The sequence below is a fragment of the Burkholderia semiarida genome (genome assembly GCF_029268935.1).
GTDB lineage: Bacteria > Pseudomonadota > Gammaproteobacteria > Burkholderiales > Burkholderiaceae > Burkholderia > Burkholderia semiarida.
The window spans coordinates 477,643-498,520 of the sequence record NZ_JAHLCL010000003.1 but is presented as its reverse complement, the minus strand read 5'-3'; the positions used below and the strand labels follow the sequence as shown (position 1 = coordinate 498,520).

The 20,878-nt window shown below is 68.5% G+C and carries 19 protein-coding genes; 15 read left to right on the top strand and 4 right to left on the bottom strand.

Translation table 11 applies throughout. The annotated features are described in order from the left end of the window. Positions 1 to 84: 84 nt before the first annotated feature. The 10 genes from KPB06_RS06065 (at position 85) to KPB06_RS06020 (ending at position 11,465) form a co-directional block, all read left to right on the top strand. Positions 85 to 1,065, top strand: coding sequence for an AAA family ATPase (locus tag KPB06_RS06065; protein WP_059584034.1), 981 nt, complete (start codon positions 85 to 87; stop codon positions 1,063 to 1,065). 160 nt (positions 1,066 to 1,225) lie between these two features. Then, positions 1,226 to 2,335 carry an NAD(P)/FAD-dependent oxidoreductase gene (locus KPB06_RS06060; RefSeq protein ID WP_275906060.1) on the top strand — a complete coding sequence of 370 codons (1,110 nt, stop codon included), beginning with the start codon at positions 1,226 to 1,228 and terminating at the stop codon, positions 2,333 to 2,335. Positions 2,336 to 2,502: 167 nt separating this feature from the next. Then, positions 2,503 to 2,814, top strand: a complete 312-nt coding sequence (locus KPB06_RS06055; RefSeq protein WP_275906061.1) for a high-potential iron-sulfur protein — start codon at positions 2,503 to 2,505, stop codon at positions 2,812 to 2,814. Between the two features lie 190 nt (positions 2,815 to 3,004). Continuing rightward, a complete protein-coding gene (locus KPB06_RS06050; protein WP_059583938.1) occupies positions 3,005 to 4,312 on the top strand; it encodes an MFS transporter in 1,308 nt (435 codons plus the stop codon). Between the two features lie 318 nt (positions 4,313 to 4,630). Then, complete coding sequence (locus KPB06_RS06045; protein WP_059583936.1) at positions 4,631 to 6,259, top strand: ABC transporter substrate-binding protein; 1,629 nt, start codon at positions 4,631 to 4,633, stop codon at positions 6,257 to 6,259. Positions 6,260 to 6,377: 118 nt separating this feature from the next. Then, positions 6,378 to 7,388, top strand: coding sequence for an ABC transporter permease subunit (locus KPB06_RS06040; protein WP_059583935.1), 1,011 nt, complete (start codon positions 6,378 to 6,380; stop codon positions 7,386 to 7,388). A gap of 4 nt (positions 7,389 to 7,392) precedes the next feature. Continuing rightward, positions 7,393 to 8,310, top strand: a complete 918-nt coding sequence (locus KPB06_RS06035; protein WP_006489141.1) for an ABC transporter permease subunit — start codon at positions 7,393 to 7,395, stop codon at positions 8,308 to 8,310. 2 nt (positions 8,311 to 8,312) lie between these two features. Further along, positions 8,313 to 9,314: an ABC transporter ATP-binding protein gene (locus KPB06_RS06030; protein ID WP_059583933.1), complete on the top strand. Its 1,002-nt coding sequence runs from the start codon at positions 8,313 to 8,315 to the stop codon at positions 9,312 to 9,314. After that, positions 9,311 to 10,327, top strand: coding sequence for a peptide ABC transporter ATP-binding protein (locus KPB06_RS06025; RefSeq protein ID WP_059583932.1), 1,017 nt, complete (start codon positions 9,311 to 9,313; stop codon positions 10,325 to 10,327). The genes KPB06_RS06030 and KPB06_RS06025 overlap by 4 nt, the downstream gene beginning before the upstream one ends. Next, a complete protein-coding gene (locus tag KPB06_RS06020) occupies positions 10,320 to 11,465 on the top strand; it encodes a TraB/GumN family protein (protein ID WP_059583930.1) in 1,146 nt (381 codons plus the stop codon). The genes KPB06_RS06025 and KPB06_RS06020 overlap by 8 nt, the downstream gene beginning before the upstream one ends. A gap of 564 nt (positions 11,466 to 12,029) precedes the next feature. Here the strand turns inward: KPB06_RS06020 and pxpA are convergent. Genes pxpA through pxpB form a run of 3 tightly spaced genes read right to left on the bottom strand, consistent with a single transcriptional unit; the run spans position 12,030 to position 14,570 of the window. Continuing rightward, positions 12,030 to 12,794, bottom strand: coding sequence for a 5-oxoprolinase subunit PxpA (gene pxpA / locus KPB06_RS06015; RefSeq protein ID WP_059583929.1), 765 nt, complete (start codon positions 12,792 to 12,794; stop codon positions 12,030 to 12,032). Between the two features lie 55 nt (positions 12,795 to 12,849). Further along, entirely contained in the window at positions 12,850 to 13,917 is a 1,068-nt protein-coding gene (locus tag KPB06_RS06010; protein WP_275906062.1) for a 5-oxoprolinase subunit C family protein, read from the bottom strand. Next, a complete protein-coding gene (pxpB, locus tag KPB06_RS06005; protein ID WP_275906063.1) occupies positions 13,914 to 14,570 on the bottom strand; it encodes a 5-oxoprolinase subunit PxpB in 657 nt (218 codons plus the stop codon). Before pxpB ends, KPB06_RS06010 begins: the two co-directional genes overlap by 4 nt. A gap of 149 nt (positions 14,571 to 14,719) precedes the next feature. On the opposite strand from pxpB, the gene KPB06_RS06000 reads away from it, so the two are divergent. Beyond that, positions 14,720 to 15,232, top strand: a complete 513-nt coding sequence (locus KPB06_RS06000; protein WP_059583924.1) for a winged helix DNA-binding protein — start codon at positions 14,720 to 14,722, stop codon at positions 15,230 to 15,232. A 74-nt stretch (positions 15,233 to 15,306) separates the two neighbouring features. Here KPB06_RS06000 and KPB06_RS05995 read toward each other — a convergent pair whose 3' ends face one another. Continuing rightward, positions 15,307 to 15,915, bottom strand: a complete 609-nt coding sequence (locus KPB06_RS05995; RefSeq protein WP_059642468.1) for a 5-formyltetrahydrofolate cyclo-ligase — start codon at positions 15,913 to 15,915, stop codon at positions 15,307 to 15,309. 8 nt (positions 15,916 to 15,923) lie between these two features. Between KPB06_RS05995 and KPB06_RS05990 the strand changes: the two genes are divergently transcribed. From KPB06_RS05990 to KPB06_RS05975, 4 genes are all read left to right on the top strand, one after another. After that, positions 15,924 to 17,876 carry a lytic transglycosylase domain-containing protein gene (locus tag KPB06_RS05990; RefSeq protein ID WP_060966543.1) on the top strand — a complete coding sequence of 651 codons (1,953 nt, stop codon included), beginning with the start codon at positions 15,924 to 15,926 and terminating at the stop codon, positions 17,874 to 17,876. A gap of 50 nt (positions 17,877 to 17,926) precedes the next feature. After that, positions 17,927 to 18,886 carry a complex I NDUFA9 subunit family protein gene (locus tag KPB06_RS05985; protein ID WP_059583919.1) on the top strand — a complete coding sequence of 320 codons (960 nt, stop codon included), beginning with the start codon at positions 17,927 to 17,929 and terminating at the stop codon, positions 18,884 to 18,886. A 66-nt stretch (positions 18,887 to 18,952) separates the two neighbouring features. After that, positions 18,953 to 19,597 (top strand): glutathione S-transferase family protein, encoded by a 645-nt coding sequence (locus KPB06_RS05980; RefSeq protein WP_059583917.1) that lies wholly within the window; start codon positions 18,953 to 18,955, stop codon positions 19,595 to 19,597. Then, positions 19,597 to 20,838 (top strand): multifunctional CCA addition/repair protein, encoded by a 1,242-nt coding sequence (locus tag KPB06_RS05975; RefSeq protein ID WP_059583916.1) that lies wholly within the window; start codon positions 19,597 to 19,599, stop codon positions 20,836 to 20,838. The genes KPB06_RS05980 and KPB06_RS05975 overlap by 1 nt, the downstream gene beginning before the upstream one ends. Positions 20,839 to 20,878 lie beyond the last annotated feature (40 nt).

Genomic DNA, 20,878 nt, shown 5'->3' with positions numbered 1-20,878 from the left:
CTTGCTTGCGCGGCGATGCGGGATCGCTACACTGAAATCGTAAGGGTCTGATGCATGTATGACGGCAAGTGCAGCGAGGTGAGTATGACGACGGCGATGGTGAAACATGAACTGGCGGTGGCGTCCTTCAGCACGGTGTACGACCTCGAGCAGGTCGAGACGGCGCTGGGCGACCTGAACGAGAGCGCGAGCGACGCACTGCGCTCGACCTACGAGAAGATGCTCAAGACCGGGAATCTGCGTTTCTGCGTGAAGCCGAACCGGATGCCGTCGTTCGACGCGCTCGGCGAGGCGTTGCCGAATTTCGGCGAGCCGCTCGACGACGTGCGCAAGCAGATCGCGCTGTGCCTCGAAACGGACGACCGGCTCGAACTGATGCCGATCCTGCTGCTCGGGCCGCCCGGGATCGGCAAGACGCATTTCGCGAAGGCGCTCGCGCAGCTGCTCGGCACCGCGTATCACTACGTGCCGATGAGTTCGCTGACGGCCGGCTGGATCCTGTCGGGCGCGTCGTCGCAATGGAAGAACGCGAAGCCCGGCAAGGTGTTCGATGCGCTCGTGAACGGCAGCTACGCGAACCCGGTGATCGCCGTCGACGAGATCGACAAGGCCGGCAGCGATGCGCAATACGATCCGCTCGGCGCGCTGTACGCGTTGCTCGAGCACGACACCGCGCGCGCGTTCGTCGACGAATTCGCGGAAGTGCCGATCAACGCGGGCAACGTGATCTGGATCGCGACCGCGAACGACGCGCAGGCGATTCCCGAGCCGCTGCTCAACCGGATGAACGTGTACGAGATCGCGCCGCCCGATGCGGCCGGCGCACGCCGGATCGCGCAGACGATCTACGACGAGATCCGCACGTCGCATGCGTGGGGGCGGCGCTTCCCCGAGACGCTCGGCGACGATGCGCTCGACGTGCTGGCTGCGACGCCGCCGCGCACGATGCGCCGCGCGCTGCTGCACGCGTTCGGCGCGGCGCGGCTCGACGGCCGCGATGCGATCGGGCCGGCCGACATCCGCGCCGACGAAGGCGCGGCGAAGCGCCGGCCGATCGGCTTCTGACGCGGCCGGGCGCGCACGGCCGCGGCGCGCGCGCGTGGCGTTCGTGGCGCGCGCGCCCGCATCGTCGGCCTCGTCGCGATGCGCGGGCGTTCGGCAAGCGGGCGAACCGGGACGTACAATCGTCCTCTCTCCCTTCGACGCGCGAGCAGCGCGAAAAGCCATGGAGCAGACGGATTGTGTCGTGATCGGCGCGGGTGTCGTCGGTCTGGCGATTGCACGCGAACTGGCCGCGCGCGGGCGTGAAACGATCGTGCTCGAGGCGGCCGACGCGATCGGCACGGGCACGAGTTCGCGCAACAGCGAGGTGATTCACGCGGGGCTCTACTATCCGCGCGGGTCGCTGAAGGCGACGTCGTGCGTGCATGGGCGCGACCTGCTGTACGAGTTCTGCGACACGCATCACGTGCCGCACCGGCGCACCGGCAAGCTGCTCGTCGCGACGAGCGCCGCGCAGGTGAAGCAGTTGAAGGCGATCGCCGCGCGCGCGGCCGAAAACGGCGTGCTCGACCTGTTGCCGCTCACGCGCGCCGAGGCGCAGACGCTCGAGCCCGCGCTCGAATGCGTCGAGGCGCTGTTCTCGCCGTCGACCGGCATCGTCGACAGCCATCAGCTGATGCTCGCGCTGCTGGGCGACGCGGAACGCGACGGCGCCGTATGCGCGCTGCACGCGCCGGTCGAATCGATCGACGTGCTGCGCGGCGGGCGCTTCGTCGTGCGCACCGGCGGCGCCGTGCCGGCCGAGATCGACGCCGCGTGCGTGATCAACAGCGCGGGGCTCGGCGCGCAGGCGCTCGCGCGCCGTACGCGCGGCCTCGATCCGCGCTGGGTGCCGCCGCTCTATCTCGCGCGCGGCAATTATTTCAGCCTGTCCGGCCGTGCGCCGTTCTCGCACCTGATCTACCCGATGCCCGAGCGCGCGGGGCTCGGCGTGCACCTGACGTTCGATCTCGGCGGGCAGGCGCGCTTCGGCCCGGACGTCGAGTGGTGCGATTCGCTGCGCTACGAAGTCGATCCGGCGCGCGCGGGGGCGTTCTATGCGTCGATCCGCGCGTTCTGGCCGGGCCTGCCCGACGATGCGCTGCAGCCCGCGTACGCGGGCATCCGGCCGAAGCTCGCGGGGCCCGGCGAGCCGCCGGCCGACTTCATCGTGCAGGGCGCCGCGCAGCACGGCGTGCGCGGGCTCGTGAACCTGTTCGGCATCGAGTCGCCGGGGCTGACCGCGTCGCTCGCGCTCGCGCAGCGCGTGGGCGACATGGTGTCGCGCGCGTGACGCATGGCCCGCCGCCGCGCGGGCCGGCCGCGTGAAGCGCGTGTGAAGCCCGTGTGAAATCCCTTATCTCCGGCATTTCGGCGCGCACATTTATTCGCTTGAGCGTTATTCTGTTGGACGCCGTCGCCAGAACGGCTTTCAAACCGATAACGTTGGAGCGAGTCCCCATGAAAACATCCCGTCGGAGTTTCCTGATCACGAGCATTGGTGCCGTGTCCGCGCTGGCGCTGTCGCGCGAAGCACTGGCCGATGCGCCGATGCTGTCGGAAACCGATCCGACCGCGGTGGCGCTCGGCTACAAGGCCGATGCCACGAAGGTCGACAAGACGAAGTACCCGAAATACGCCGCGGGCCAGGATTGCGCGACCTGCATGCTGTACCAGGGCAAGAAGGGCTCGGCTTCGGGCCCGTGCGGCGCATTCCCCGGCAAGCAGGTGTCGGCGAAGGGCTGGTGCAGCGCCTTCTCGAAGATGGGTTGAGGCCCGTGCGGCATCGTGCGATGCCGCAATGCGGCGAAAACCGCAAACGCCCGCCGTCGTTCGATGGCGGGCGTTTTTTTAATGCTTGAAAACGGTTCCGTCGCTTTCTACACTCGCTGCACACCAGCGCGCCGCGGCACCCCGCGCGCCGAACCGCCCGATACGGCGAATCCACGAGGACGAGGCACGCATGGCGACGATTGCGAATTCAACGAAAACGACCCGGCCCGAGCGCGCGCTGAACCGGCGTGCCGTCGTGGCGGCCGTGATCGGCAATGCGCTCGAGTGGTACGACTTCACGGTGTTCGGCTTCATGACGGTCGTGATCGCCGAGCTGTTCTTCCCCACCTCCAGCGAATACTCGTCGCTGCTGCTCACCACCGCGACGTTCGGCGTCGCATTCTTCATGCGCCCGATCGGCGGCATCGTGTTCGGCCTGTACGCGGACCGCGCGGGCCGCAAGGCCGCGCTGTCGCTCGTGATCCTGTTGATGACGGCCGGCATCTTCCTGCTCGCGATCGCGCCGCCCTATGCGGCGATCGGCATCGGCGGCCCGCTCCTGATCGTGCTCGGCCGCCTGCTGCAGGGCTTCTCCGCGGGCGGCGAATTCGGCAGCGCGACGGCGCTGCTGATCGAGGCCGCGCCGTTCTCGAAACGCGGCTTTTACGGCAGCTGGCAGATGGCGAGCCAGGCGGCCGCGCTGCTGATCGGCGCGCTCGTCGGCGCGGCCGTCACGCGCGGGCTGTCGCCCGACGCGCTGCGCAGCTGGGGCTGGCGCGTGCCGTTCGTCCTCGGGCTCGTGATCGGCCCGATCGGCTTCTACATCCGCCGCCATCTCGCGGATTCCGAAGCATTCCTGCATGCGCAGCAAAGCGCGCGCCGCGCGACGCTCGGCGAAGTGTTCACGCGCCACCCGCGCGAGGTGCTGTGCGGGCTCGGCTCGGTGATCGCGCTCACCGTGACGATCTACGTACTGATCAGCTATCTGCCGACGTTCGCGGTGAAGCAGCTGAAGCTGCCCTATGCGGAATCGTTCTACGCGGTGATCGCGGGCAACCTGCTGCTGATGGTGCTGTCGCCGGTCGCGGGCGCATGGTCGGACCGCATCGGCCGTAAGGGGCTGTCGCTGTGGTCGCTCGTGCTGACGCTCGCGCTGATGTATCCGCTGTTCGCGTGGCTCGACGCGGCGCCGAGCATCGGGCGGCTGATCGCGGTGCAGGCCGTGCTGTCGGTGACGCTCGCGGGCTACTACGGGCCGTTCGGCGCGATGATCGCCGAGCTGTTCCCGGCCAACGTGCGCTCGACCGGGCTGTCGATCGCGTACAACGTCGCGGTGATGCTGTTCGGCGGCTTCGGGCAGTTCATCGTCACGTGGCTGATCAAGGTCACGGGCACGCCGCTCGCGCCCACCTACTACGTGATGGCGGGCATCGCGCTGTCGATCGTCGCGGTCGCGTTCGTGCCCGCGCGCAGCGCCGACCTCGATGCGCCGGCGTGAGCGCGTGACGGATCGAATGCCGTCATTACATCGTTTCGCAAAACGCAACGATCGGCGGCCGAACGACGAGGACGCGTGTCGCACCTTCGTGTCCGCGTCCGGATTGTTTAGTCGCCGAACGAAACACGCGCGAAATGAACGGAATCGCCGCTCACGCGCGCTGTCGCATTTTTTACCCACACTAAACATCGGCAAAAACCCGGCGGGCGTCTGGAAGAGTTTTTTCTCCAGCTTGTTGCAGAATCGCTAGCTCAAGTAATATCCGCGTACGCCGGCTCCCTGGCGGGACCGGTTCCGATCTGGAGACCTGGAGGAAACATGGAATACAACCGTCTGTTGCACACCCTGCGTGTTACCGCCATGGCAGGCGTGGCAGCGGCATCGCTCGGCGTCGCGGGTTCTGCATTCGCACAGATCCCGAACAAAACGCTCGTCTACTGCTCAGAAGGCAGCCCGGCGGGTTTCGATTCCGCGCAATTCACGACCGGCGTCGATTTCACCGCCGCCACGTTCACCGTCTACAACCGCCTCGTCGAATTCGAGCGCGGCGGCACGAAGGTCGAGCCCGGCCTCGCCGAGAAGTGGGACGTCTCGTCCGACGGCAAGGTGTACACGTTCCACCTGCGCCATGGCGTGAAGTTCCACACGACCGACTTCTTCAAGCCGACGCGCGAATTCAATGCGGACGACGTGCTGTTCACGTTCCAGCGCATGCTCGACCCGAACAACGCGTTCCGCAAGGCGTACCCGGTGTCGTTCCCGTACTTCACCGACATGGGCCTCGACAAGCTGATCACGAAGATCGAGAAGGTCGATCCGTACACCGTGAAGTTCACGCTGGCCGAGCCGAACGCGCCGTTCATCCAGAACATGGCGATGGAATTCGCGTCGATCCTGTCGGCCGAATACGGCGACCAGCTGATGAAGGCCGGCAAGGCCGCCGACATCAACCAGAAGCCGGTCGGCACGGGTCCGTTCATCTTCCGCAGCTATACGAAGGACGCGACGATCCGCTTCGACGGGAATCCTGATTACTGGAAGAAGGGCGAAGTGAAGCTGTCGAAGCTGATCTTCTCGATCACGCCGGACCCGGGCGTGCGCGTGCAGAAGATCAAGCGCAACGAATGCCAGGTGATGAGCTATCCGCGCCCGGCCGACATCGCGACGCTGAAGGCCGACTCGGGCATCGACATGCCGTCGCAGCCGGGCTTCAACCTCGGCTACCTCGCGTACAACGTCGAGCACAAGCCGGTCGACAAGCTCGAAGTGCGTCAGGCGCTCGACATGGCGATCAACAAGAAGGCGATCCTCGATTCGGTCTACCAGGGCGCCGGTCAGGCCGCGACCGCGCCGATGCCGCCGACCCAATGGTCGTACGACAAGAACCTGAAGATGGCTGCCTACGACACCGCGAAGGCGAAGGCGCTGCTCGCGAAGGCCGGCTTCCCGAACGGTTTCGAGATCACGCTGTGGGCGATGCCGGTGCAGCGCGCGTACAACCCGAACGCCCGCCTGATGGCCGAGATGATCCAGGCCGACTGGGCGAAGATCGGCGTGAAGGCGAAGATCGTCACGTACGAATGGGGCGAGTACATCAAGCGCGCGCACGCGGGCGAGCAGGACACGATGCTGATCGGCTGGACGGGCGACAACGGCGATCCGGACAACTGGCTCGGCACGCTGCTCGGCTGCGAGGCGATCAAGGGCAACAACTTCTCGCACTGGTGCTACAAGCCGTTCGACGAGCTGATCCAGAAGGGCCGCACGACGACGGGCCAGGATGCGCGCACGAAGCTCTACACGCAGGCGCAGCAGATCTTCGCGCAACAGCTGCCGTTCTCGCCGATCGCGAACTCGACGGTCTACCAGCCGGTGCGCAAGAACGTGGTCGACATGCGTATCGAGCCGCTCGGCTATGCGCGTTTCGACGGTGTCAGCGTGAAGTAACGGGGCTGGCGTAAGCTGTCGTCATTGAGAAAACCGGCTTGAAATCATCCGGCGGCGAGGGGCCAGAAGCCCCTCGTCGCCGGTCGCACATTTCCCACAAGAAAATACGAGACGCATCATGTTCAGATTCGTGTTGCGCCGCGTGGGGATGGTGATCCCGACCTTCATCGGCATCACCATCCTGGCGTTTGCGCTGATTCACCTGATACCGGGCGACCCCATCGAAGTGATGATGGGCGAGCGCGGCGTCGATCCCGCGATGCATGCGGAGGCGATGAAACGCCTCGGGCTCGACCAGCCGCTGCCGCTGCAGTATCTGCACTACATCGGCCGGGCGCTGCACGGCGACCTCGGCATGTCGATCATCACCAACACGAGCGTCGCGGGCGAATTCTTCGCGCGCTTTCCGGCGACCGTCGAACTGTCGCTGTGCGCGCTCGTGTTCGCCCTCGCGGTCGGGCTGCCGGCCGGCGTGATCGCCGCGCTGCGGCGCGGCTCGGTCATCGATCACGGCGTGATGGGCACCGCGCTCACCGGCTATTCGATGCCGATCTTCTGGTGGGGGCTGATCCTCATCATGGTGTTTTCGTCGACTCTCGGCTGGACGCCCGTGTCGGGGCGCATCGCGGTCGAATACGATTTCCCGCACCCGACCGGCTTCATGCTGATCGACGCGCTGCTCGCGCCGGACGAAGGCGCGTTCAAGTCGGCGGTGAGCCACCTGATCCTGCCCGCGATCGTGCTCGGCACGATCCCGCTCGCGGTGATCGCGCGGATGACGCGCTCGTCGATGCTCGAAGTGCTGCGCGAGGACTACATCCGCACGGCTCGCGCGAAGGGGCTGTCGCCCGTGCGCGTGGTCGTCGTGCATGCGCTGCGCAATGCGCTGATCCCGGTCGTCACCGTGATCGGCCTGCAGATCGGCACGCTGCTTGCTGGCGCCGTGCTGACCGAGACGCTCTTTTCGTGGCCCGGCGTCGGCAAGTGGCTGATCGACGCGATCGGCCGCCGCGACTATCCGGTCGTCCAGGGCGGCATCCTGCTGATCGCGACGCTCGTGATCGTCGTGAACCTGGTCGTCGACCTGCTGTACGGCGTGCTGAATCCGCGCATCCGCCACACGAGGTAATTCCATGAGCAATCTGCAAAATACCCTGCCGACCGAATCCGCGCCGGCCGGCGGCCGTGCGCTCGCGCTGCGCGAGTTCTGGGCCAACTTCTCGCGCAACCGCGGCGCCGTCGGCGCGGGCATCGTCGTGATCGTGCTGATCGCAGTCGCGCTGCTCGCACCGCTGATCGCGCCGCACAGCCCGGTCGAGCAATATCGCGACTACGTGAAGATTCCGCCCGCGTGGCTCGCCGGCGGCAACTGGCAATTCATCCTCGGCACCGACGAAGCGGGCCGCGACATCCTTTCGCGGCTGATGTTCGGCGCGCGGATGTCGTTCTGGATCGGCTTCGTGTCGGTCGTGCTCGCGCTGATTCCCGGCATCGTGCTCGGGCTGGTCGCCGCGTTCTTCCAGAAATGGGCCGACACGCCGGTGATGCGCATCATGGACGTGCTGCTCGCGCTGCCGTCGCTGCTGCTCGCGGTCGCGGTCGTCGCGATCATCGGCCCGGGCCTCACCAACACGATGTTCGCGATCGCGATCGTCGCGCTGCCGGCCTACGTGCGCCTCACGCGCGCGTCGGCGCTCGGCGAGCTGCAGAAGGAATACGTGACCGCGTCGCGCGTGGCCGGCGCCGGCACGCTGCGCCTGATGTTCTCGCAGGTGCTGCCGAACTGCACGGCGCCGCTGATCGTGCAGGCGACGCTCGGCTTCTCGTCGGCGATTCTCGACGCGGCCGCGCTCGGCTTCCTCGGCCTCGGCGTGCAGCCGCCGACCGCCGAGTGGGGCGCGATGCTGGCCTCCGCGCGCGACTACATCGACAACGCATGGTGGATCGTGACGATGCCCGGCCTGTCGATCCTGATTTCGGTGCTCGCGATCAACCTGCTCGGCGACGGGCTGCGCGACGCGCTCGATCCCAAACTGAAACGGATGGCGTGAACATGAGCAGCCAGAATCTTCTGACCATCCGCAATCTCGCGGTGAATTTCAACGGCCTGCCCGCGGTCGACCGGATCAACCTGTCGGTCGCGCCGGGCGAGGTGGTGGGCGTCGTCGGCGAATCGGGTTCGGGCAAGAGCGTGACGATGATGGCGCTGATGGGCCTGATCGACGCGCCCGGCAAGGTGACGGCCGACGAGGTCACGTTCAACGGCGTGGATCTCCTGAAGGCGTCGCCGAAGGCGCGCCGCAGGATCGTCGGCAAGGACATCGCGATGGTGTTCCAGGACGCGCTGACGAGCCTGAACCCGAGCTACACGGTCGGCTACCAGATCAAGGAAGTGCTGAAGCTGCACGAAGGGCTGCGCGGCGACGCGCTGCACCGGCGCGCGCTCGAGCTGCTCGACCAGGTCGGCATTCCCGATGCGAAGAACCGCATCGCGTCGTTCCCGCACCAGATGTCGGGCGGGATGAACCAGCGCGTGATGATCGCGATGGCCGTCGCGTGCAACCCGAAGCTGCTGATCGCCGACGAGCCGACCACCGCGCTCGACGTGACGATCCAGGCGCAGATCATGGATCTGCTCGTGAAGCTGCAGAAGGAACGCGGGATGGCGCTCGTGCTGATCTCGCACGATCTGGCCGTGGTGTCGGAGGTCGCGCATCGCGTCGCGGTGATGTACGCGGGCGAGATCATCGAGACCAACCGCGTGCCCGACATCTTCCGCGCGCCGCATCATCCGTACACCGAAGCGCTGCTCGCGGCGATTCCCGAGCACAATCAGGGGGCGCGTCGCCTTGCCGCATTGCCCGGCATGGTGCCGGGCCGCGATGATCGCCCGTCCGGGTGCCTGTTCGCGCCGCGCTGCAAGTACGTCGTCGACGATTGCCGCAAGGCGCGGCCGGCGCTCGACACGCTGGTGCCGGCCAACGATGCGATGCGCGCGCGCTGCATCAAGCCGCTCAATGTTTCCAACCTCGACCTGACGGGAGGGGCACGATGAATGCAGTCAATCAAACGCCTCGCGCATCGCACGACGAGGAAGCGGTACTGGTGGCCGACGGCCTCGCGAAACACTACACGGTGAAGCGCGGGATGTTCGGCCAGGGCACGGTGAAGGCGCTGAACGGCGTGTCGTTCTCGCTGAAGCGCGGCAAGACGCTTGCCGTCGTCGGCGAGTCGGGCTGCGGGAAGTCGACGCTCGCGCGCCAGCTCACGATGATCGAGGCGCCCACCGCGGGCAGCCTCGTGATCGACGGCAAGAACGTGGCCGGCGCGAGCCGCGACACGGTCGCCGACCTGCGCCGCCGCGTGCAGATGGTGTTCCAGAATCCGTTCGCGTCGCTGAACCCGCGCAAGACCGTCGAGCAGACGCTCGCCGAGCCGCTCGAGATCAACGCGAACCTGACGGCCGCCGAGCGCGCCGCGCGCGTCGCGCAGATCATGCGCACGGTCGGCCTGCGGCCCGAGCACGCGAAGCGCTATCCGCACATGTTCTCCGGCGGCCAGCGCCAGCGGGTCGCGATCGCGCGCGCGATGATCCTCGATCCGCGCATCGTCGTCGCCGACGAGCCGGTGTCCGCGCTCGACGTGTCGATCCAGGCGCAGATCCTGAATCTGTTCATGGATCTGCAGGAGCAGTTCAAGACGAGCTACGTGTTCATCTCGCACAACCTGTCGGTGGTCGAGCACGTCGCGGACGACGTGATGGTCATGTACTTCGGCAGCGTCGCCGAGCTCGGCGACAAGGCGACGATCTACGCACGGCCGCGCCATCCGTACACGCAGGCGCTGATGTCGGCGACGCCAGCGATCTTCGAGGAAGACCGCCGCGTGCAGATCAAGCTGCAGGGCGAACTGCCGTCGCCGCTCAATCCGCCGTCGGGCTGCGCGTTCCATCAGCGCTGCCCGTACGCGATCGAGCGGTGCCGCGTCGAGGAGCCGCAACTGCGCGAAGTGGACGGCCGGCGCGTGGCCTGCCATCGCGCCGAGGAAGTCGGGGAGGCGAATGCCTGAAGCGTTGGCGGCGCGCGTGTCCGGCGCGCGCCGTGCGGGGGCAGGCGGCGCGCGCGCAATGCGCGCGTACCGCGACGCGCGGCGCTGGAGCGTGCGTACCGTCACGGGCGCGGCGCTGGCCGGCGCGTGCGTGGCGACCAGCGTCGTGGCCCCCGTCGAACCGGCGCGTGCCGAAGGGCGTGCGCCGGCGACCGCGCCGATTCGTCCGTCACAGGTTCCACCGCCCGGCATGAGCCTGCCGGGCTTCCATGCGCCGGCCGTGTCCGACGGCACGGTGTCGCGCGGCACCGTGCGCGTGCAGCCGGCGCGCATGCCGTTCTACGTCGCGACCCGGGGCAAGGTCACGCTCTACGTGCTCGGCACGCTGCACACGGGCGATCCGTCCGACTACCCGAGCGCGCAGCCGTTCCGGCCGCCCATCCTCGCGGCGCTCGCCGCGTCGCCGACGCTCGCGCTCGAGCTGTCGCCCGACGATCTGCTCGAATCGCAGGACGACGTGTCGAAGTACGGCGTGTGCCGCTATCCGTGCCTGCAGCGCCTGCTGCCCGAGCCGCTGTGGCAGCGGCTCGCGGCGCGCCTGCGCGGCAACCCGGCCGCGCTCGCCGAGATCCGCAAGATGCGGCCGTGGCTCGCGGCGCTCGTCGTCGAGACCTACGATTCGCTGTCGGCCGGCCTGCAGACCGAATACGGCACCGAGGCGCAGCTGCAGAACGTGTTCCTGAGGAAGAAGGGCGGCCGCGTGATCGGGCTCGAGACGCTCGCCGAGCAGATGCGCGCGTTCACCGGGCTGACGCTCGCCGAGCAGCGCGAGATGCTCGCGCAGGACATGGTGCAGACGCCCGCGCAGAACGCCGACGACATCAAGGCGCTGCACCGGCTGTGGCGAATTGGCGACGCCGATGCGATCTCGGCGTGGGCCGTCGCGAAGAGCGAACGGCTCGCGCGTTCGAAGGCGTTGTCGGCGTCGCTCGACAACAAGATCGTGTACGAGCGCAACCGGCGCTTCGTTGCACGGATGACGGCAATCGCCGCGCCGAACCGGCCGCTGTTCGTCGCGATCGGCGCGCTGCACCTGGGCGGCCCGCGCGGCGTGCTCGAATTGTTGCGCCAGCAAGGATACCGGGTCGACGCGAACTGATCGCGCCCGGCTGCCCGCCCTGATCATCCCCTGTTTGATCGACGACTCGCGCGCCGCGCGACGCGCCTGCGCGGTGGCGCCGGTCGATAAGGAAAACCCTTGAATCGTCGGAAAATAGCGTTTAAAACGATTGACATCCCGTTCGGCCGATCTCTATTCTTCATCCCACAAGTTGAAAAAATGAAAAGAATAGATAAGTTCTACGGGGTAGCAGAAATAAAGCGCGGGGTGAGCGTCGCCGGCACGTGAAGCACGTGCCGGCCGCGGAGAGTCTGCATGCACGGCGGGGCCAACGTCGTCTACAACACATGCATGCGGGCCGACTTGCACATAAGCGACGTTCCGTCGTTTGACCGGGGAAGGCAGTGATCGGGCGGCGGCGGACGTTTTTTAATCCGGAATATTTTTCCGGTCACCGTCGAAAGACGGTTTCGGGGGGTGAATCGACAGACGGCGAAGCCGCGGCGATTGCACCAACGGAAAAGCGCCGCGAGGGCGCTTTTTTCTTTGCCGCGACGAAAACGTGCGGCCCGCGGCAATGTGCCGAATACGCCGAATGCTTCGTTACGCGCGTTCGTCGGCCTGCAGCGCGCCGGGCGCCACGACGTCGACGCCGGCGGCCGCGAGCGCCGCGCGGATCCGCTTCGCGAACGCCAGCGCATGCGGCCCGTCGCCATGCAGGCAGACGGTCTGCGCATTGAGCGGCACCCACTCGCCGCTCAATGCGCGCACCTGCCGGTTGCGCACCATGTCGAGCGTGCGCGCGAGCACCGCGTCTTCGTCGTCGATCAACGCGCCGGGCTGACTGCGCGGCACCAGCGAACCGTCCGCGCGGTAGCCGCGATCGGCGAACACTTCTTCCACCGCCGCGAGCCCCGCATGCCGCGCGGCCGCGATGAACACGCTATTCGCGAGGCCGAACACCGCGAGCGACGGATCGAAATCGTGGATCGCGGACACCACGGCGTCGGCGATCATCGGGTCGCGCGCGGCCTGGTTGTACAGCGCGCCGTGCGGCTTCACGTGCGCGATGCGCCCGCCCTCGGCCTGCGCGATCGCCGACAGCGCGCCGAGCTGGTACAGCACGCCCGCATAGATGTCGCCGGCCGGCAGCTGCATTTCCTTGCGGCCGAAATTCTCCGGATCGTGAAAGCTCGGGTGCGCGCCGATCGACACGCCCTTGCGCACGGCCCAGCGCACGCAGTCGCGCATCGCGTTCGCGCCGCCTGCATGCCAGCCGCATGCGATGTTCGCCGACGTGACGAGGTCGAGCAGCGCCTCGTCCGATCCGCATCCTTCGCCGAGATCGGCATTCAGATCGATTTCCATATGTTCCTCGTCCACTGGTTGCGTGGCGCGTCTTTCGCTGCTGCTTCCGCCATTGTCACGCCGCGCGCGATCCGGCGCGGCGGCGCGCCTCCTCGCGCATCTCGATCGCGACGTCGATCTGCCGCAGGTACGCCCGTTCCGCGACGAGGGCGGCACGCGCGGCATCGGGCGTCGTGCGCACGAAGCGGATCGGCAGGTTGAGCCGCGCCTGCGCGAGCTTCCACAGATCGGCGCGGATCACCGTGCCGATCTTCGGGTAGCCGCCGGTGGTCTGCGCGTCGTGCATCAGCACGATCGGCTGGCCGTTCGGCGGCACCTGGACCGTGCCGGGCAGTACCGCGTGCGACAGCAGCTCGACCGGCCGCTCGCGCGCGAGCTCGGCGCCGGCGAGGCGATAGCCCATCCGGTTGCTGTTCGCGGTGACGAGCCATTCCTCGTCCCAGAACGCCTGCTGCGCATCGGCCGCGAACGACGCGTAGTCGGGGCCCGGCAGCACGCGCACGGGCATCGCCCACGGCGCATGCGCGGGGCGGTGACGGCGCGGCGGCTCGTCGACCCGCACGAACGCGCACCACGCGGGCGCCTTCACGCCGAATTCGGGCGCATCGGGCGCCAGGCAGCCCGCGCCGGCCGGCGGCACGCCGACCGGCAGGCGATCGCCGTCGCGCAGCGCGCGGCCGCCGAGGCCGCCGAAGCGCGACGCGAGATCGGTGCTGCGCGAGCCGAGCATCGGCAGCACGTCGATGCCGCCCGCGATGCACAGGTAGCCGCGCATCCCGCGTTTCGCGGCCGGCAGCACGAGCGTCTGCCCGGCGTCGACCGGCAGGCTCCACCACGCGTGCACGGGCTTGCCGTCGAGCGTCGCGCCGAATTCGGTGCCGGTGATCGCGATGCGCGTGGCGCGCGGGAAGCGGAACGCGGCGGGGCCGATCGTGATTTCGACGGCCGCGGCGTCGGGGCGGTTGCCGACGAGCCGGTTGCCGACCTCGAGCGCGAGGCCGTCGAGCGCGCCGCCCTGCGCGACGCCGAGATGGCGCATGCCGCGGCGCCCGAGATCCTGCACGGTCGACAGCGGCCCGGCCTGCACGACCTCGATGGTGCCCGGTGCGTTGCTCTGGGTCATCGTGTGTGGACTCCGGCGATGGTGAAGCGTACGCGGTCGCCAGGCAGCAGCAGCGTCGGCTGCGGCCGCGCCGGATCGAACAGTACCTGCGACGTGCGGCCGATCAACTGCCAGCCGCCGGGCGACGTGGCCGGGTAGATGCCCGTCTGCGCGCCGCCGATGCCGACCGAGCCGGCCGGCACCTCGAGCCGCGGCGCCGCGCGGCGCGGCGTGTGCAGCGACGCGTCGAGGCCGCCCAGATACGCGAAGCCCGGCTGGAAGCCGACGAAGAACACGACGTAGGCGCCGCCCGCGTGGCGCGCGACGACTTCATCGGCCGACAGGCCCGTGTGCGCGGCGACGGCGGCCAGGTCGGGGCCGGCGGCCCCGCCGTATTCGACCGGGATCTCGACCTCGCGGCCGTCCGCGTGCTCGACGTCGGCCGTCTCCCACGCGTCGCGCAGCGCGGGCGTGAGCGAGTCGGCCGTCGCGGCGAGCGCGTCGAACACGATGGTCAGGTTGTTCATGCCGGGGACGACGTCGATCACGTCGGGCCATGCGCGTGCGGCCGCGGCCACGGCCCAGACGCGGCGCTGGCAATCGAGCGTGGCGGGCGGCGGCACCTCGCAGACGAGGGCGGCATCGCCGAGCGGATAAATGCGGGGTTGCGTCATCGGACTGGCACGGTTCGGACGGCAATGTTAGCGCACATTGTCAATAAAATATCGACAACTTCTCAATAAGCGTTTTCGCCTAGCTCGTCGGCCGGGGCTTCTGGCGTACACTCGGGCACATCCTGTCATCCGGCTTGCGCCGCCTTTCCATGAAGCGTCCTGCGACCAAGATCGTGTCATCCGAACACCTCGTTTCCGAATCGAGCGCGGAGCTGTCGGAGCTCGAATACGGGCTCATCATGGCCGGCAACGCGTTCAACCGCTGGATGGTGCGCTGCATGTCGGCGGCGGGCGCGAAGGACATGACGGCGGTCGAGGTCTCGCTGCTGCATCACGTCAGCCATCGCGAACGCAAGAAGAAGCTCGCCGACATCTGCTTCGTGCTCAATATCGAGGATACGCACGTCGCGACCTATGCGCTGAAAAAACTGATCGCCCGCGGCTATGTGAAGAGCGAGAAGAGCGGCAAGGAAGTGTTCTTCTTCGCGACCGACGCGGGCCGCGAGCTGTGCCTGAAATACCGCGAGGTGCGCGAGCACTGCCTGATCGAGACGCTGAAGGACAGCGGCCTCACCAACGAGCAGATCGGCGACGCGGCGCAGTTGCTGCGCCACGCTTCGGGCCTCTACGACACGGCCGCGCGCGCGGCGGCGTCGCTGTAGGCGCCGGCGCAAAGCGGCGCGCGCGGCGATGCGCTCACGGGCGCATGGCGACGATCGCGGCGCCGCGCGCGGCATTATCCGGCGCCCGGGTAAAGCGCGCCGTCGGTGACGATCCAGCGCAGCGCGAGATCGTGCGCTTCGGCCGGCAGCGCATCGACGCGGCATGCTTCGTACGCGATGCCGACCGTCACGGGCAGCGCGTCGCCCGGCCACGCGGCGAGCGTGCGGTCGTAGTAGCCGCCGCCGTAGCCGAGCCGGTAGCGCTGAAGATCGAATCCCACGCAGGGAATCAGCAAAAGATCGGGCACGACGACGATTCCCGACGCCGGTTCGGGAATCCGGTGATGGCCTTCGCGCATCGGCGTGCGCGCATCCCACGCGTGAAAGGCGAGCGGCGTGTGACGCTCGCCGATCACCGGCAGCGCGGCGCGCCGGCCGGCGCCCGCCGCGCACCATGCGAGCACCGCGTCGCGCGCATCGAATTCGCCCGGCAGCGGCCAGTAGAACCCGACCGTGCGCGGCGCCAGACGGTCGAGCAGCGCGCGCAGCCGCGCGTCGAGCGCGGCGTTCGCGGCGGGTTGCGACGCGGCGTCGCGACGGGCGCCGGACAGCGTTTTGCGCAGCGCAACCTTCGGGTTCGGCACAGGGTTGCGTGCTATGCTTTCGCTCACTTCGTGCTCCATTCAAAACGATGTCGAACAGCCTTTTCCGAGTATATCGCGCGCTCGCGCTGACGCTTTCGGCCGCCGCGCTCGTCGCGGGCACGGCCGCATGCGCCGCACCGAACGACGACACGCTCCCCGGGGATGACCAGATCTTCGTGCAGCTTCGCGAAGCCGCACGCCGCAACGACGCCGCGAAGGCCGCGCAGCTTGCGTCGATGATCCCGAACTATCCGGTTCCGTCCTACGTCGAGTATTTCCAGATCAAGCCGCAGTTGTTCGATTCGACGGGCCGCGCGCGCGTCGATGCGCCGGACGCGCCCGTGCAGTCGTTCCTGCAGCGCTACGACGGGCAGGCGATCGCCGATCGCCTGCGCAACGACTACCTGCTCGTGCTCGGCGCGCGTCACGACTGGCGCAATTTCGACGACCAGTACAAGCGCTTCGTGCTCGACGACGACACGCAGGTCAAGTGCTATGCGCTCGAATCGCGCGCGGCGCGCAACGAGAACGTCGCCGACGCGGCGCGCGCGCTGCTCGTCGAGCCGAAGAACTACGGCGACGCGTGCGTCGACCTGATCACCGCGCTCGCCGTCAACCAGCAGTTCACGAGCGACGACGTGTGGCAGCAGGCGCGCCTCGCGTACGAGCAGAACTACACGACGCTCGGCGGCAAGATCGTCGACGCGCTCGGCCCGCGCCCGGCCGGCTTCGACCAGGCGACGAGCGCGCCGCCGCTGTATCTCGCGCGCGGCGTCGGCCCCGACGCCGCGTCGCATCAGCTCGCGCTGATCGCGCTCGGCCGCATGGCGCGCAACGATCCGGACGCGGCCGCCGGGATGCTGACGACGGTCGCGCCGTCGCTCACCAAGCAGGAACAGGCGATCGCGTGGGGCGCGATCGGCTACCAGGGCGCGATCAAGCGCTCGCCGATGGCATCGGTCTGGTACGCGAAATCGGCGAACGCGCCGCTGTCGAACCCGGGCTACGAATGGCGCACGCGCGCCGCGCTGCTCGCCGGCAACTGGCCGATGGTGCGCTGGTCGATCGAGCAGATGCCGCCGTCGCTGCGCAACGATCCGGCGTGGATCTACTGGCATGCGCGCGCGCTCAAGCAGAGCGGCGACACGCTGCAGGCGAACCAGGAATTCGAGCAGGTGGCCGGCCAGTTCAACTTCTACGGGCAGTTGGCCGGCGAGGAGCTCGGCCAGCGCACGACGATTCCGCCGCGCACGAAGGTGAGCGACGCCGAGATCGATGCGATGAGCAAGATCCCGGGCTTCGCGCTCGCGCAGCGCTTCTATGCGCTGAACCTGCGCCTCGAAGGCAATCGCGAATGGAACTGGCCGCTGCGCGGGATGACCGATCGCCAGCTGCTCGCGGCCGCCGAATACGGCAAGCGCGTCGAGCTGCTCGACCGCACGGTCAACACGGCCGACCGCACGAAGGCCGAGCACGACTTCACGCTGCGCTATCCGTCGCCGTACCGCACGACCGTCGAGCGCTACGCGCAGTCGACGGGCCTCGACGTCGAGTGGGCGTACGGGCTGATCCGCCAGGAATCGCGCTTCATCATCAGCGCGCGTTCGTCGGTGGGGGCGGGCGGCCTGATGCAACTGATGCCAGCGACGGCCCAGATGGTCGCGAAGAAGCTCGGCATGGGCACGATCTCGCGTGCGCAGATGCACGACATCGACACCAACATCCAGCTCGGCACCTGGTATCTCGCCGACATCTACAACAACTTCGACAGCTCGCCGGTGCTCGCCACCGCCGGCTACAACGCGGGCCCGGGCCGGCCGCGCCAGTGGCGCCAGGTGTTGACGCAGCCGGTCGAAGGCGCGATCTTCGCGGAGACGATTCCGTTCAACGAGACGCGCGACTACGTGAAGAACGTGCTGTCGAACACCGTCTACTACGCGGCGCTCTTCGAGGGCAAACCGCAGTCGTTGAAGAAGCGTCTAGGCATGATCTCGCCCTGATACATGAACTGCCGCGCGAGACGCGGCAGTGTTCTTTCGAGGCCCACATCATGGATCGCCAGACCGTCGCGCTGCTGGGCGGCACCGGCTTCATCGGCAGCCGGCTCGTCAATGCGCTGATCGACGCCGGCAAGCACGTGCGGATCGGCACGCGGCGGCGCGACCACGCGCGCCACCTGCAGATGCTGCCGGTCGACATCGTCGAGCTCGACGCGCTCGACACGCGCACGCTCGCGCGCTTCGTCGCCGGCGCGCACGCGGCGATCAACCTGGTCGGCGTGCTGCACGGCGGGCGCGGCACGCCGTACGGGCCGGGCTTCGAGCGCGCGCACGTCGCGCTGCCGGCCGCGCTCGCGACGGCCTGCACGGAGGCCGGCGTGCGGCGTCTGCTGCACATGAGCGCGCTCGGCGCCGATTCCCACGGCGCGAGCATGTACCAGCGCTCGAAGGGCGACGGCGAAGCCGCGCTGCATGCGATCGCGGCCACCGATTCGCTCGCGCTGACGATCTTCCGTCCGTCGGTCGTGTTCGGCCCGGGCGACGCGTTCCTCAATACGTTCGCGACCCTGCAGCGCACGGTGCCCGTGCTGCCGCTCGCGATGCCCGACGCGCGCTTCCAGCCGGTGTTCGTCGGCGACGTCGTGCGCGCGTTCGTCAACACGCTCGATCTCGCGGGCGCGCACGGCAAGACCTACGAGCTCGGCGGCCCGACCGTCTACACGCTCGAGCAACTGGTGCGCTACTGCGGCACGCTGGTCGGCCGGCAGGCACGCATCGTGCGGCTGCCCGACGCGCTTGCGCGGCTGCAGGCAAGCGTGTTCGAATGCCTGCCGGGCGAGCCGGTGCTCACGCGCGACAATCTCGCGACGATGTCGGTGCCGAACGTGCTGTCGGGGCCGCTCGCGCCGGAACTCGGGCTCTCGCCCGCGAGTCTCGAAAGCATCGCGCCCGCGTATCTCGGCGAAGCGACGAAACGCTCGCGGTTCGACTGGTTCCGCTCGCGTCGTTAACCCGCGCGCCGGGCAACGTCGGCCGGCCCCTTTCTTTTCCTTTTTCGCGTTTTCGGGAACCCCGTCATGAAGCTCGTCATTGGAGACAAGAACTACTCGTCGTGGTCGATGCGGCCGTGGCTGCTGCTCGTGCATTTCGGCATCCCGTTCGACGAGATCGTGGTCGAGCTGCGTCGCGACGACACGGCCGCGCGCATCCGCGAATACTCGCCGACCGGCAAGGTGCCGTGCCTCGTCGACGATCACGGCTCGGCGATCTGGGATTCGCTCGCGATCGCCGAGACGCTCGCCGAGCGCTATCCGCAATTCCCGATGTGGCCGGCCGACCCGCTCGCGCGCGCGCATGCACGCTGCATATCCGCCGAGATGCATTCGGGCTTCGCGGCGCTGCGCACGCAGATGGGCATGAGCATCCGCGCGTCGATGCCGGGGCGCGGCGCGACGCCGGAAGCGCTCGCCGACGTCGCGCGCATCGACGCGCTGTGGAGCGAATGCATCGAGGCGTCGGGCGGGCCGTTCCTGTTCGGCGAATTCGGCATTGCCGACGCGATGTACGCGCCCGTCGTGATGCGCTTCAACACGTACGCGCCGGCGCTGTCGCCGGAAGCCGCCGGCTATGCGGCGCGCGTGACGGCGCTGCCGGCGGTGCGGCAGTGGATCGACGGCGCGCGCCGCGAAACCAACGTGATCGCCGAATACGAGCCCCAGTGATGAACATCTACGCAGTAGGCGGAGCGATCCGCGACGAATTGCTCGGCGTGCCGGTGCAGGACCGCGACTACGTGGTGGTCGGCGCGACGCCCGAGCAGATGACCGCGCAGGGCTTCCGGCCGGTCGGCAAGGATTTCCCGGTGTTCCTGCATCCGCAGACGCAGGAGGAATACGCGCTGGCGCGCACCGAGCGCAAGACGGCGGCCGGCTATCACGGCTTCCAGTTCCATTACGCGCCGGACGTGACGCTCGACGAGGATCTCGCGCGGCGCGACCTGACGATCAACGCGATGGCGCGCGAGGTGAGCCCGGATGGCGCGCTGGTGGGCCCGGTGATCGACCCGTTCGACGGGCAGGCCGACCTGCGCGCGCGCGTGTTCCGGCACGTGAGCGACGCGTTCGTCGAGGATCCGGTGCGGATCCTGCGCATCGCGCGCTTTGCCGCGCGGTTCGCGGATTTCACGGTCGCGGACGAAACGCTCGCGCTGATGCGGCGCATGGTCGACGCGGGCGAGGTCGATGCGCTCGTGCCCGAGCGCGTATGGCAGGAGATCGCGCGCGGGCTGATGGAGGCGAGGCCGTCGCGGATGTTCGCGGTGTTGCGCGACTGCGGCGCGCTCGCACGCATCCTGCCCGAGGTCGACGCGCTGTGGGGCGTGCCGCAGCGCGCCGATTACCACCCGGAAGTCGATACCGGCGTGCACGTGATGATGGTGGTCGACTACGCGGCGAAGCAGGGCTATTCGCTGGCGGTGCGCTTCGCGGCGCTCACGCACGATCTCGGCAAGGGAACGACGCCCGCGGACGTGCTGCCGCGCCACGTCGGCCACGAAGGCCGCAGCGTCGAACTGCTCAAGCCGCTGTGCGAGCGGCTGCGCGTGCCGAACGAATGCCGCGATCTCGCGCTGGTGGTCGCGCGCGAGCACGGCAACCTGCATCGCGTGATGGAAATGGGCGCGGCCGCGCTGGTGCGGCTCTTCGAGCGCAGCGACGCGCTGCGCAAGCCGGCGCGCTTCGCCGAACTGCTGCAGGCCTGCGAATCGGATGCGCGCGGCCGGCTCGGGCTCGAGGCGCAGCCGTACCCGCAGGCCGAGCGGCTGCGCGTCGCGCTCGCGGCGGCGCGCAGCGTCGATGCCGGCGCGATCGCGCGCGGCATCGGCAGCGACACGGAGAAGATCAAGGATGCCGTGCACCGCGCGCGGATCCAGGCTGTCGCGCAGGCGCTCGCGATCGGCGAGTAGGCGGGGCGGAACAGCGCGCAGGGCGTGCGCGCCCGTCGGC